Origin of the sequence: Chryseobacterium sp. Leaf405 (assembly GCF_001425355.1) — a bacterium.
Lineage (GTDB): Bacteria > Bacteroidota > Bacteroidia > Flavobacteriales > Weeksellaceae > Chryseobacterium.
Genome location: NZ_LMQN01000020.1, coordinates 1 through 13,428, shown reverse-complemented (window position 1 = coordinate 13,428; position 13,428 = coordinate 1). Strand labels below are relative to the sequence as shown.

Genomic DNA, 13,428 nt, shown 5'->3' with positions numbered 1-13,428 from the left:
TTTAATGATGTATTAAGATAGTTTTAAGACCTTCTCAGTTAGAATTCTAACTAAGAAGGTTTTTATATTCTCTTTTTGAGAATTCAATCATTGACAACTATCGCATTTACAAGAGTTAATCTTGCTGTATGCTTTTTTTGTTAAAGTCTTTAAAAACTCTTTATTTTTTTGAATAAAAACATCTGCTGTTTCGGTAATTAAAATCCTTTCATGTTCCATATCAAAACTTACATATACATTATTTCCAAGGATAAAAATTTGTTTTATGTCAATAACAGCATCCTTTGTTGTTAATAAACTATCTACCTGTATACTATTTCCTTCTTTCTCGTATTGATCAATTAATTTCATGTCTTAAGATTTTATTTTTCCTGTACAAGGATTAATCGTTAAAAAGTTATTCGTTGGACATCCGTTATAAATAATATTTCCTCCTAATTTTATAGTTGTCCAGGCAACACCGGTATGACAAGTAGCTTCAGCACAAACAAGAGAGAATGATATAAATCCATCTCCATTCGGATCTGTGTCTGCAATACTTTGCGCCTGAGCAGGTGATATCAAAAATGAATTAATTCTATTTGGTCCGGAAGTTTCATTATTAGGTCGGTTTTGCCCAGGTTGCAGAACTGCTCCTGCATTATTTAAATTGACTAAGCCTAAATTAACGATACCGTTCGCCATTAAATTAAATTTAGCACTGTTACAAGTGTGTCCACCAGGACACGGACCTAAACTTTGATTGTACTGAACTATGATTTCCATACTAGATAGACATTGAACAGTTGATTGTCCTGTTAATTTTAATGGTGTCAGTATAAATTGTTTACTACAACCATTAGCGTTGCTAACAGTTAGTACTGGATTAAAGGTATCTTCTTTCCCGGCAGTAAGATTATATACATGAGTTTGTTTTACTAAACCATTAGTTGCTGTTGGATTCTTAATTTGTTCTGATTTCCCGTCTCCAAAATTCCAAGAGTACTCAAGCCCAGAGAGATTATTTCCTGAAACAGTAAAGACCACGGTAGCCGTTGGATTTGTCGGGCTTTCTCCATTTACTGGAGTACCTGCCGTTACTGTGATATTTGGCTCTTCATATACAACCATCTGTGCTTCCACAGCATCATCATTAACCGTAAAAGTAATCGTCTGTCCAAAATAAGCCGCACCCACTAAACTAGGATTAAAGAAGCTCTGACCTCCGGATTGTGTAACTGCAGATATTAGAGTACCATTTACAAATGCTTTTACCTGACCATCCAGCGGAACAATTGTAAGAGCAAACGGAGCATCGTTTTGACATACTTTGTCTTCCGGTAATACCAGAAATACAGGTTCTTTCTTAGAGCAACATAAGTAAGGTAATGAGAAATCTGCCAAAACCTGATTATTTGTTTCTGATGCATAAATTAAAACAAAAGTTCCGCCCGGTTCTACACCAGCTACATGCTCCAAGCCTGATTTTCGTTCCAGAAATTCACTTAAAAGCTCGCTTACAACGTCGTCTTTTTTAGGATCCTGTTTTACGACAGTAACGGCATCCCCATCTTTAGAAAATTCAGCTTTGTTTAGTAATCTTAATTTTTCGTCTAATTTGGAGATATTGAATAACGTACTTTGTGAATTGGTGTTTTGGTTGCTGATATCACTGGAAATAGATACCAGCTGTTTTCTAAGATCATCAATTGACACTGCTTCTTTAACCGGTACCGTAGGTTTTTCACCTTTTTGTAAAACCAGTGCAATTACGTCAAAAGCCAATCCATATTTTGCTTTCAGATCATTGATGTTTTGTAATGCTGTTTTATAAGGCAATCCTAAATGACCTTCAATTCTGTAAAAGTCATTATTATCAATATTATAATTTAACGGATTCTGAACAAAGTCATCTCCTGCTAAATTGTTTGTATGATAACTTAAATTGTAAGTTTCCCTGTCTGTTTTTGTTTTTTCATAGTTCCATTTATTCAATAATAGCTTATCTACATTATAATAATATGGAATAGCCTTATCACCTAATCTTACATACAAATTGGAAGGAGTGATTTTAATAGGTCCGATATACGATTGAAATCCATTTATTTTCTGCACAAAACGATTAGCAAGCATTACCACTCTTTCGTAATTCTCATCATTATTAGTAGTAACAGGCGAATGATAAAAACTGTGACGGTAAAGAGTATGTTCACCTAATTCAAGTGCTGCTCCTACACGGCCCAGCATCAGGTGTTTCGGAAATGAGTTTATAGCTGGGCAACATTCAGCATTAAGATGCAAAACGAGTCCTTTTATTTCATTGTATGTATCAATTAAATCTTTCAGGAGATCATATCGATACTGATAATCTTCCAGCCTTGAAGCTGTGGGATACAATAAAGAAGTCAGTTTACCCGTAAGATCTAGCCCACCGAAGTTAACACCCACATTAAATGTACCGGCAATTGCCCCAAAACCTTTACTCAAGTCTGCAATGGTATTACTTGCATTAAGAAATCTTGTTTTTAAATCCGAAGCTTTTACGACACTTGCATCCAGAATAACTCTTTTAGCTTCTATTTTAGGCATCTGATCAAAAAGAACCTGATAATCATTATGAATTTTATATATAGTGTCTTTTGCTTCACCTTTAGTGATAAGATTTGAAACAATTTCTGAATCTGCTAAAAGTACTTTAAGATTAGACACCTGCTCAGCACCGGTATTATCACAATCTGCATCTTTACATGGTGTTTCATCATTAGAATAACTTTCTAAATAAAGAATGACAACCTTATCGTAGATGGTACTTCCTATTTCTTTTACACTTCTAAAACCTCCGCCATTTTGTAACTTATCGTATTCATCCTGGGTAATTAATTCTAGAAGAGGTATTTGTTTTCCGTCCATACGGAAATGTTTGTACTCAACTTCATCAATGTAATCTTTATAATACTTGTAACTTTTAGCATCAAAGCTGATCGTAACATCTGATATTTTTTCTAATTTTTGACGGAGTGTTATTAAATCTCCGTCTGTGGTAACACCGGCACCCTGTGTAATAACAATGGCTGTGTCTGCATCTATGGATTCCGTTTTAAAACCACATACCAACCCCACTCCACTTAACCTGGTTCTTGAGAGTCTGTCCTGATCTTCAAAATAATCAATAAATTCGTTTAATTGCCCATCAGTTAGTGCTTGGTTTTCGTTGAACTTTCTATATTGGGTGGTTACATTATCTAATTTAGTATTCATTGTTTGTCAATTTTTATATGTTTGATTGTCCTAATATGATTTTTCCGTCTAAGCTGTCATTATCATCTTTTGCACAGTCCAGAAGTCTTCCCGGTCGGTAAATATTATTCAAATTGGTAAGAGCAGTCAGTAAATCCTGGATGCTGTTTCCTAAATTTGCGGTATTATTTTTCGATTTATCTGACAGGTATTGTTTAAAAGCAACTTCAAATTCAGACAGATCACTTTTAGCGGTCTGAGTTTCGGTCAATCGGTCTCCCACCCAGCAGATTTTTGCTAAAACATGGGCAGGAATTTCCTGTCTGATAACAGTTTCGGCATAGCGTCTGAAATCGGGATCCTGAAAACGGTAAGCATACCCCGGAAGAACCACGCTCACACGGTAAGAATAAGGATCAAAAACATCTTCTTCACAATCTTCTTCACAGGAAGACATAAAGGTTTCCGAATATTCTACCGGATCTGTTTCAGCCAAATCTTCAATGTCATACATGACTTTGAAAGTACGGTCTATCTCCATGCAGCCGATACCTCCCATAAGTTTGTAATCTTTAATTGTCGGCTTTAATAATAAATGCTCAACGAGAAAAATACCCTCTTCTGTAAAATCTTCTTTGAAATACCTTACCGTCTCCATAATTCCCACTTTCAGTGCTTCCAGATTCGGGTAAGGATTGTTTCTTTTGTGAGTAGCAATTACATTTTTCTCTTGTGAATCATCTACGACGTCAAAATAATAATTACCTCCGCCTGAAAAACGGATTCTCATGTTCCCGACCAAACACGTATTATCTTCACATGATCCTAATTTGTCAAGTGTATTTTCAAGGTCTTCCTGATCGATCTGGATAATCTGATAAATCGCTTCATTCAGGTTTTTGGTAGCAGCATACTCTATCTGATAGGTGTTAATCGATGATAGAATAATATTGTTTCCGGGATCTTTTACTCTCCAGGTGTAATTTGCTTTATTGCCATTTAATGTTTTAATAATTAAGACGGGCGATTGGGATAAATTTCTCTGTTTATAGTCTTTAATCCCCAACAAACGGGCAATTCTTTTTTGTGCACCGGAAATATTTTTTGTATTCCAGATATCTGAATCTGCAAACAAGGTGTAATTATAACCCAATCCGCGATCTTTACTTAAAGATGTATATTCGTTTAAGAAATTCTGTTTGTTATTCAGGACAATTTCGTCGGCAGATTTTCCGTATAATGATTTCATTAAGAACGTGTAGTCGCTAAACGTTTCTGCAAAACGAGAAATTAAATGATCCAATACTTCATTTCGGCGTTCTACACTGTTGTCTAATTCTTCATACAGAGAATCTGTAAGCTCGTCACTTTCCGCAGGATAATTTGAAACCAATTCATTAAAACCTTTAATATTTTTCAGGGCTTGTGTGAAGTAAGTTCTTTTTAAATCACCATTTACACTTAATACTTCTTTTACTTTTTCAAGATGCTTAAAGTATCCGGCAAGAATCTGGTCAAAAAACAATAAATATCCTTTCATTTGTTTTGCCAGAGCTTCTCTCTCTGGGCTCAGATTTCCTATAATTCCTGAGATTCCCACTCCGTAAGTATCCGGAAACTCATTTAAAATAGTGGCATAGTTGGCTATATCATAAGATGTTCCTTGTGGTAATGCCAATTCTTTATTTTGTCTGGCATCATCTCTCAGTACTTCTTCTTCTCTTTTAAGCGTCTGTACGTATTCCTGAACTTTTTTGTCGTTTATATTCAACGGAAGAGAACCTTTACTGTAGCTGAACGAACTAAGCTCGCAAAGTTTTGGTTTTCTGCCTTTTTCAATACAAATCAGCCAATCGTTGGTCTGCTTGATCACATGATCACAACCCGCAATAGAAATTTCATGAATTTCTTTAACACCATCAACTTTCATGACTTCACTGATGATATCAGAAAGACGTACTTCTCTTCTCAGCTGGCTGTTTTTAAGTTCTTCAGTATCAATAAAACCATTGTCTAAAAGCGGACCTTCAAAAATCTGATCTGTCGCCAGACCTTTTTCAAGCATTTGTTTTAATGAGTAAAAATGAACCTCGGGAGACAGATAATTATTAATTGCTTTTAATACTTTAGCATGCACCAGCTCCTCATCGGCTTTGTTTACAAGACCAATACGGGCGCATACTGCCACTTTCTGAATTTCAACTTCTTTAATTTCAGCCAAATCTTCGCAAAGACTTCTATTGCTATGGTAGCGGTCTAATATCTGAAGATTGACGCTCGATTTTCCGCATCCGCTATTTTCATCATCAATATCTTCGGCGTAATCAACATACAGGTCATATAATCCCTTTATATTAAAGCTTTGCGTTTTATCTCCGATTGGTTTAAAGTCTAATTGCCCTGTTTTACAATCAACATATAATGCTTCATTATTAGGAACCAGCCAACAGTTACGGATCGGTCTTTTATGACCGGATGTAAAGTTGATATCTATAAATAGTTTTCTGTAATCAAGCTCGTTTAAAGGTCTTGACGGAAGAATTTCTGTAGCTTTTAAAAACTGGGTATGAATATCTTTCTTTGTATCTTCGGAGGTCAGGATATCCTCTATGTTCATGTTCATTCTCATGCCAAGATCGGTTATGGCATAGCTCAGAACTTCCAGCGTGGTAATACCCGGATCATGAGAGTTATAATCTGTCCAAAGTTTTCCTCCTAATTTTTCGATGTATTCAATACCCGTTTTGCGTAGAAAGTGAAAATCGGTCTGATCTCCGGTTTCTATATTTTTTGGTATACTAATGTGCTTATTTTCTGACATGGTTATGTTCTATTCTATTTATAATTAAATACATACTTGATTTGTACTATCTACACTGTGTTGTTTAGCAGAAACCAAGATTGATTTTGGATCTACTTCTATTAAAGATTTTTTCTGTACAACATTATTCACCAATATTTTGATCTCATCAATGTAATCTACATAATACAGCTGCTCCAGATAGTTAATTAAATGATTAACATTCAGTTCCACATTAAAATCAATATCTTTAGCATCTGTAAAAGCCCAGGGCGATATGTATTTTTTAATATCTTCATCTAATTGTTTCAGGTAAAATATTTCATCATACTGTTCAAAAAATTTCACCTTTGTCTGTACTTTTGCTTCTTTATAATTCGGATTAATTACCTGCGCCTTTACATGCATTGTATTTAATTCATTTACATAATTCTGAATTTTATTCAGACTCGCTCGGCTCACTCTCGGCTGATAGACATCAAAAGCATTTTTATTTTTAATATTCGGCACTACCATCAATGTTACATGACCCGGTGCCATATATGATTTTTCGGAGGTATGATTTAAACACTTTACTTTAAACACTTCCGGAAACTCCTGCAATACCAAATGCTCATAATCCCATTGCGTAATGGCTCTGTGCTTGTGTCTTAATCTTTCACTTACACGTCTGTAAAATTCTGTATCGGTTTCCTTGTATTTTCCGTCAAACGAATTGTAAGGCTGGCTCACCGACTTTATCTGCGGAACTCTGGTGATGAGTTTAGAAATTGTGTTTGCTTCCAGACCATTATTTAAATGAGACAGATCATTATCCTGATTTTGGAATGTTGCCAAAACAGCCTGAGTGTATATTCCCTGGATTTTGCATACCGCATCATAACTTCTTTGGGATTTCGCTCTGATCCAGACCAATCCGTCGGTAAATCTTGTATGATCTGTATTGATATCTTTAGGAATTTTAAACTTTACAATACCCGATTCCAGAAATCTTCTGGTCTCATTTTGCAGCATATATTTTGAGAGATCAATCCATGTATTATTGGAAAGAATATCCCATTCTATAAACTCTTTTTCCTTGAAAGTATCTGCTAAAGGGTTTTCACTTCCTTCCAGCATTTGAATTAATAATGAAACTGTAGCTTGCGGCATTGCTTCCAAACCAATGTACAGTTCACCTCCATTGTCATGTACAGGAACAATATTTCTGTTTTCAACTTCTTTTTCGTATTGCCCGAATGCATCTTCATGATACAATTGTACGCCGTTACTTTTTGAAGCTTCTCCGCCACCATCTTTACTTAAATATGAATAAGCATTTTCCTTTGCACTGTAATTCAATTCAATATCTTCCGCAAAAGGAATATAGGGTTCGTTCGGAATCAGTTTTTCACTCGCAGGGCTGCTGGATAATGCCAGAGTATATAATTTAGGATACACATCCTGTAGTGCCGACTGGTTCAGCGTTAATCTGATAGACTCGCTTGTTCCCGAATTTTCAGTCGTATTATAAATGGAAAATTGAGTTTTATAACCGTTTTCTGCTTTTTTAAACAACTCAATATCATTCCCTTTTTCACGCCATACTTCTTTTTCCAATAAAGCGGTATCTGCAGTAAAATAGGCATCAGAACGCACAATTGATGAAGTTTTTAATCCCTCAAAATCTTTTAAACTGATATTTTGATTCGGTTGAATGACATATCCGTTATATAAATCTGTTATAGAATTCGGGGTATTTTTCCAATTGATGGTAATATCTGCATTCTGCCATTTTTTGGAAAACATTTCAGGACATTTAATATAAAAATTAGATCCTTTAATAGGCTGTGCCGTGAATGGATAATAAGGTTTTTCAGCATTCAATGTACTGCTGTCATTTTCTATCTGAACAGATTTCACCCCTTTTACATCAACCGCTATTTCTATGTTTTGTACACGTTTTTCTGAAAGAGCTTCATAGATATCATAGTAATCTTCTCCTTCTATCATGAATCTTACAACAGGGAAATCGGTCTGAAATGTTTCTAACAAAACGTCCTTGTTATATTTTACAACTGCAGGAAAATTTTTAGGCAATGTAAAAGAAAGTTCCAGCTGATTTTCATCGTTTCTGTTACATTCTAAAACAATGTCTGATAACCACTCTTTCTCACCGCTACAAAACACTTTGATATTATTTTTAATATCTTCTGTTCGAATAGTCTGTAATTTCTGACTCGAATTTTTAATAAAATCGATTTTCAGAGTAATGGTTCTCTCACCTTCTTTTAGATCAAATAATGAAGATGCTACTGAAAAACCGAGTTTAGCTTTCGGCAGCTCTTTGTACATAGATTTATCTGAAGCTGTTTCGTCAGAATTATATCCGAACGGCCACCAGTAATTGCTTTCTTCCGGTAATTTATCACCCAGACCATCAGCGGAATTGGCTATCGGAGCCATTCTCAGCTCTCTTTTTTCGACATCATTCAGAAAACTTTTGATTTCAACTACTTTTGCCTGATTGGCAATAAGTTCTTCAGCTGTTTTGTAAACGCGTTTTTTTCCATTGGCATCTTTGTCGCCATCCAGCAATGTACCACCTGGAATTTTTTCCTGAATTGCTTTTTTGGCTAATTCAAAAATCACATAGACTTTATCTGACTTGGCATCATTTTTTTCAATTTGAAGAATTTCATTATAATAGAAATCCAAGTGCCTTTTTGTTAAATTATTGAAGGCTTTTTTTGAGAAATCCAATAATTTTAAAAAGCAAACAAATAAGGTCAGGTGAGGCGTCAGGTTGCTATCCTGTTCAAACTGGGAAATAAGATCTGTAACCTGTTTTTTCATACTTTTGTACTCAACGCTTTCTCTACGTGGAATGGCATTGGCATCATCACCCAGGAAGAAATTTCCCCAGTTTCCTTGCGGTGCTGTATTATCATCTTTATCGAAATAGTTGACACGCTGTGCAAAATTGTTTGCGAATAACAGCCAATCAAACAAATCGAAATCGTGTAATTCAAGATTGCCCGGATCTAATTCTGCTAAAAAGCGCTGCATTTGTGATTTTCCTTCACGATAATGTGAAAATGTATCTGTTTTTTTCATTTGTTTATATTTATCTTTCTATGGTCAGATGCAATACTTATGTAGTGTTTGGTAGTATTTAAAAATGGCTACAGACATCCTGTAATTGATTATATTTCTGTAGCTTCTCCCTTGTAAAAAGGAAAAACCATATTGCTTCTTGTATTCGTATTTCTTACTTCGTAGTCAATTTGTATCAAAACTTCACCTTCCAGTTCTTCCTGAGTGTCAATATCAATACTTAAAATATTTATTCTAGGTTCATGATATAAAATAGCACGCTCCACGATACCTTTCATTTGAGTGATAAGTGTTAGGTCCAGAGGCTTGAATAGCATTTCCTGCAGGTCACATCCGTAATTCGGGAACATTACACGTTCACCTGGACGTGTTGACAATAGAATCATAAGACTATTATTGATGTCTTCCACATCTGTGGTCATTGCCAGCTTTCCTTCATTCTGATTAAACTCAGGCGGAAAACTCCAGCCTATTCCTAAAAAATCTGTATTTATTTTCATATGGTATTTGTTATATTTGATTGTAACATCCTGCATCTGTAACATAGAGTTTTAGTTATTCTATCTGTTTTGTTATGGATGTTTTACGTTTTTTATTTTAGTCGGATGATAGTATCTTTCAATATCATCCTCCTATTAAAACAGTAGGTTCACCTGCGGATATTACCCCTCCGTGAGCTGTAGAATCTCCCATTCTTGCGGCTTGTTTTCCGCCTATTAAAACACTTGAAGATCCTGCTGCAATAGTATCTGGCGGACCTGTACACATTGCTTTATCTCCAACTCTTGCTGCAGGTTTTCCTCCGATAAGTACGGTAGGTTCTCCCGCAGGAATAATGGGTCCGCCTACATGCGGAACGTTTCCTGTAACCATAGGACAGGTATGCATATCTGTAATTCTTGCTGCCGGTTTCATGATGATTAATTAATTTTTACCTGAGATCCTTTTACTACGATCACTGCTCCTGATTTTAATTCAGAACCCGAACTGCCTTCCGCTTTGAACTGGGCGCTTGCTTTTATATTGATATTGATTCCTTCCATAGTGATGTCGCCTTTTGCTTTCATCTTAATGTCTTTGCCGCTTTCTATGCTAATACCGTCTTTATTAAGCGTAAGAATATTAAAATGCTCATCTTTTATTGTAATAATATCCGCATCTTCGTCTACAATTACTTTTTTGCCTTTTGGTGTTTCAAGTGTGTAAGAAATTTTGTCGTCATTAAAAATCATTTTCATTTCGCTTCGGGTAACAAATCCCTTTTCGTGGTTATCATCAGAAGCCACAATAGGAGCCGGCTTTGCACTGCTATTTAACATTCCGAGCACAACTGCGTCATTGGGATCGTCATTAATGAATCCGATGATCACTTCATCTCCAATTTCTGGTCTGAAAAAAGATCCCCTGTTTTCTCCTGCATCAAGGGTCGCCACTCTTGCCCAAATTCCCTCTTCTTCATTATTAATGATCGGTATTTGTACTAAAATTCTGTCTTCACCATCCGGATCAGATTCTAATTGTGATACGACACCGATATGCAATCCGCTGATTGAAGGGATAATTCCTGAACCCGGCATTTCACTTATATCATACGCTTCTGAAAACCATGTTGGAGAAAGCCCGAACTGAGCATCAACCAACCAATTTCCGTCAACGATCTCATGACGAACACCAGTAACGTATATTTTTCCGTTAAATCGGTTTCCTACTCCCTGTAGTGTTAATGAAACTCCCGGTTTTACAGATGGGATTCCCTGGAATTTTACTCTTCCTCTTGTTTTGGCTAACTGTTGAAAAGTTGCTTTTGCATCACCCCATTCCTGCAGCTCACCCTGGGTAAGATTTCCGCCGTGTTTCAATTGTAAATCTTCAATTCCAAAAACGTCTGCCAAATCACCGGAAGAAAGATTTCCATTAAGATTAATGGCAGGATCCTGTGCTTCAACTTCTGTTAATTCCTGATCTGTATAGCTCCATGTTTTGGCAGTAATTTTATTGAATTGATCTCTTGCATCAATTTCTCCGTCAAATTCATGTACCGATGATCCGTACACAACCGTTTCTACCGTTTCACCGCTAAAATTGGGTTTTGCGACTTTAACAGTGCCGTCTTCAACAAAACAAAGTTTTCCGTTTGCCTGTGCTCTGGTTAATATAAAATCCCAATCAGAAGCTTGGTACTGAACCAGTTCTTTATGTGAATTGGAAGTAGCCTCAACATCTGCAGTGGCACCGCTATTGCCAATCAGTTCTTCAATGATATCGCTGTCTGTACTTTCGTAGAAATATTTGCTTTTTCTTCCTAAAGTCATTTTTACAGCTTTATCTCTACATTCGATGATGAGGTAAGAAGATCCGTTTCTGACTTTAATATTGTGTTTTACCACAACTCCTTTAAAGATGGTTTCTTCTTTAGAATGATATCCGGCTGTAATCTCAATTTCTTTTCCGGGAATTAATAATTCTTCATTGCTTAATTTGAAATCCTGTTCCGGTACACTTCCGTCTAAAATCACAATGCGGGCGTAAGGAATTCTATTGACCTCTTTTTCTACGACAATGCTTTTCACACCGTACTTACCCGGCAATTCTGTTCCTTCTGACATTACTTTAAAAGTAATTAAATCGGAAGGTCTTGCTGTTTGTATGTATCCGCTATTGTTCATGTTATGATATTTTTTCTATAGGAGGAAAGAATAGTTCTTGTCCTGGAATTAACTGCCTGAAATTGATAAGGCCATTGATTTTTGCTACTTCTAAATAGTATTTGGAATCTCCGTAAATTCTTGCAGTCATTAAAGGGAGTGTATCTCCATCTTGTACTGTTCTTTTGTGAGTAAGATCTGGGGATTGTTTATTACCCATCCTTGCAGCAAGTTCTTTGCTAATTGATTCTAAAAAAGTTGCTTTACCTATGGCTCTTAAAGGACTTCCATCACTATTGAATAATTTATAATCTACTGTTAGTTCAGTAAGTGATCCTTCAAATTTAAATTTCCCCCAAGTAACAATAACTGTGTACGGCTTATGAATCGTTCCATTAAAATCTCCTGTTGCACTATAAAAATCCTCTAATTGTTTTTCTACAGCAGTTTTACTAAAAGAGTCTTTTCCTTTTATCTTATTTAAAAGCTTATTACCTGGATTAGCTTCTGTTACTCCTGTACCATCAAATAAAAATTCTAATTGTAAGGTTTGAGGAGATTTTTTTATAAATTTTGAATCAGTTGCGTTTGCTCCTTCTGGGTTTTCAGTATTATACTCAACTTTATGTGTTAAAGAATAGCCTGTTGGATTAATGAGGGCCGTAAAAACTACACTCTGTTTGTCACCAAACTCGTTATCTTTATAAGTTTGTATCGTAACTTTTCCTGTACCTGCCATTATCTTTCTTTTTTACGTTGTTGAATATTTACTGCCTGTTCTACACTTTCACTCACTGCCCGCATAATTTTTGCCACATCTACTGATGTTTCAGTTGTTGCTGCTTCTGTTTTCTCGTCCACATTTATTTTAATGTGAAGTTCTTTTATTTCTATTGGCATTTCGTTTGTTTTTAATCAATTTTTAATTTTAAAATATTAAAAATCAATGATTTAATCTGTTTATTTTAAAAAATCTAAGCACATAAAGAGTGTGTTCAGTCCTGTGATAGACTAATCCGTTGTTTTTTATGAAAAAATATTTTGCTAAAAGTTATCTTTAGACTAACACACTTCCAGGTGCTTAGATTCGATTAGAAATTACAAGCCTAAGCTTGCTAACGATGAGGGTATAGTGAAATATCTGTATTTCAGTTCTATGGTTTCAATAGCCAATTTGCTTTCTTCTGCGTTGAATTCTGAAACTTCCCATCTCACCGGGTATGCTCCTACTACATTCCAAACCATTAAGGGTGCTGTAGATTGCAGCCCTCCTGCGAGAGAAACAATCAGATTTCTGGGTTCAAATTCGAAGTTTTCCATAGCATTTCTGCACCAGCTTATCAATCCTGAACTTACAATTAATCCGCGCTTAAGCACTAAATTAGGATATTTTGGTCTTAAAGGAAGCTGATGAACAAATCTGTTTTCGCCACCTTCGGCGTATTCTTCGGTTGTAATGTCTGTTGATAAACCAGATATAGACTGAAATCTGGAGTCAATACCCTCTGTTGTTGAAATCCCGTTAACAATAAAAGAAAAACTGGTTGGAGGATATAAAAGAGCCATGATTAGTTATTTTCAATAGTTAAACCTTCGTGTGCCAATTCTAAAGTTTCAATGGCAACCTCATTACCTTCGGCTTTCAGATCTGTTGACTGTAATTTTAACGGG

General features: G+C 35.7%; 11 protein-coding genes. All 11 read right to left on the bottom strand.

From position 1 onward, the window contains the following. Positions 1 to 87: 87 nt before the first annotated feature. A complete protein-coding gene (locus ASG22_RS19460) occupies positions 88 to 351 on the bottom strand; it encodes a hypothetical protein (protein ID WP_055988214.1) in 264 nt (87 codons plus the stop codon). Positions 352 to 354: 3 nt separating this feature from the next. Next, positions 355 to 3,237, bottom strand: coding sequence for a PKD domain-containing protein (locus tag ASG22_RS19455; RefSeq protein ID WP_055988212.1), 2,883 nt, complete (start codon positions 3,235 to 3,237; stop codon positions 355 to 357). A 13-nt stretch (positions 3,238 to 3,250) separates the two neighbouring features. Further along, a complete protein-coding gene (locus ASG22_RS19450) occupies positions 3,251 to 6,037 on the bottom strand; it encodes a hypothetical protein (RefSeq protein ID WP_055988210.1) in 2,787 nt (928 codons plus the stop codon). A gap of 24 nt (positions 6,038 to 6,061) precedes the next feature. Continuing rightward, complete coding sequence (locus ASG22_RS19445) at positions 6,062 to 9,112, bottom strand: baseplate J/gp47 family protein (protein ID WP_055988208.1); 3,051 nt, start codon at positions 9,110 to 9,112, stop codon at positions 6,062 to 6,064. 89 nt (positions 9,113 to 9,201) lie between these two features. Then, the gene (locus tag ASG22_RS19440; protein WP_055988406.1) at positions 9,202 to 9,612 is read right to left on the bottom strand and encodes a GPW/gp25 family protein; all 411 of its coding nucleotides are present in this window, start codon (positions 9,610 to 9,612) and stop codon (positions 9,202 to 9,204) included. A 124-nt stretch (positions 9,613 to 9,736) separates the two neighbouring features. Beyond that, positions 9,737 to 10,027, bottom strand: a complete 291-nt coding sequence (locus ASG22_RS19435) for a PAAR domain-containing protein (protein WP_055988206.1) — start codon at positions 10,025 to 10,027, stop codon at positions 9,737 to 9,739. A gap of 5 nt (positions 10,028 to 10,032) precedes the next feature. Beyond that, positions 10,033 to 11,778 carry a type VI secretion system tip protein VgrG gene (gene vgrG, locus ASG22_RS19430; protein WP_055988205.1) on the bottom strand — a complete coding sequence of 582 codons (1,746 nt, stop codon included), beginning with the start codon at positions 11,776 to 11,778 and terminating at the stop codon, positions 10,033 to 10,035. Position 11,779: 1 nt separating this feature from the next. Then, entirely contained in the window at positions 11,780 to 12,496 is a 717-nt protein-coding gene (locus tag ASG22_RS19425; RefSeq protein WP_055988202.1) for a hypothetical protein, read from the bottom strand. Next, on the bottom strand, positions 12,496 to 12,657 hold the full coding sequence (locus ASG22_RS21175) for a DUF5908 family protein (protein ID WP_185113827.1): 162 nt from the start codon (positions 12,655 to 12,657) through the stop codon (positions 12,496 to 12,498). The genes ASG22_RS19425 and ASG22_RS21175 overlap by 1 nt, the downstream gene beginning before the upstream one ends. Before the next feature lie 198 nt (positions 12,658 to 12,855). Then, positions 12,856 to 13,323, bottom strand: a complete 468-nt coding sequence (locus tag ASG22_RS19420) for a phage tail protein (RefSeq protein WP_055988200.1) — start codon at positions 13,321 to 13,323, stop codon at positions 12,856 to 12,858. A 2-nt stretch (positions 13,324 to 13,325) separates the two neighbouring features. Beyond that, positions 13,326 to 13,428, bottom strand: a 103-nt coding sequence (locus tag ASG22_RS19415) for a phage tail protein (RefSeq protein ID WP_185113826.1), incomplete at its 5' end; no start/stop codon positions are given.

Excerpts from the sequence above, each read along its gene's own strand:
- ASG22_RS19460 (WP_055988214.1), bottom strand. The coding sequence starts at position 351 with ATGAAATTAATTGATCAATACGAGAAAGAAGGAAATAGTATACAGGTA.
- ASG22_RS19455 (WP_055988212.1), bottom strand. The coding sequence starts at position 3,237 with ATGAATACTAAATTAGATAATGTAACCACCCAATATAGAAAGTTCAAC.
- ASG22_RS19450 (WP_055988210.1), bottom strand. The coding sequence starts at position 6,037 with ATGTCAGAAAATAAGCACATTAGTATACCAAAAAATATAGAAACCGGA.
- ASG22_RS19445 (WP_055988208.1), bottom strand. The coding sequence starts at position 9,112 with ATGAAAAAAACAGATACATTTTCACATTATCGTGAAGGAAAATCACAA.
- ASG22_RS19440 (WP_055988406.1), bottom strand. The coding sequence starts at position 9,612 with ATGAAAATAAATACAGATTTTTTAGGAATAGGCTGGAGTTTTCCGCCT.
- ASG22_RS19435 (WP_055988206.1), bottom strand. The coding sequence starts at position 10,027 with ATGAAACCGGCAGCAAGAATTACAGATATGCATACCTGTCCTATGGTT.
- vgrG (WP_055988205.1), bottom strand. The coding sequence starts at position 11,778 with ATGAACAATAGCGGATACATACAAACAGCAAGACCTTCCGATTTAATT.
- ASG22_RS19425 (WP_055988202.1), bottom strand. The coding sequence starts at position 12,496 with ATGGCAGGTACAGGAAAAGTTACGATACAAACTTATAAAGATAACGAG.
- ASG22_RS21175 (WP_185113827.1), bottom strand. The coding sequence starts at position 12,657 with ATGCCAATAGAAATAAAAGAACTTCACATTAAAATAAATGTGGACGAG.
- ASG22_RS19420 (WP_055988200.1), bottom strand. The coding sequence starts at position 13,323 with ATGGCTCTTTTATATCCTCCAACCAGTTTTTCTTTTATTGTTAACGGG.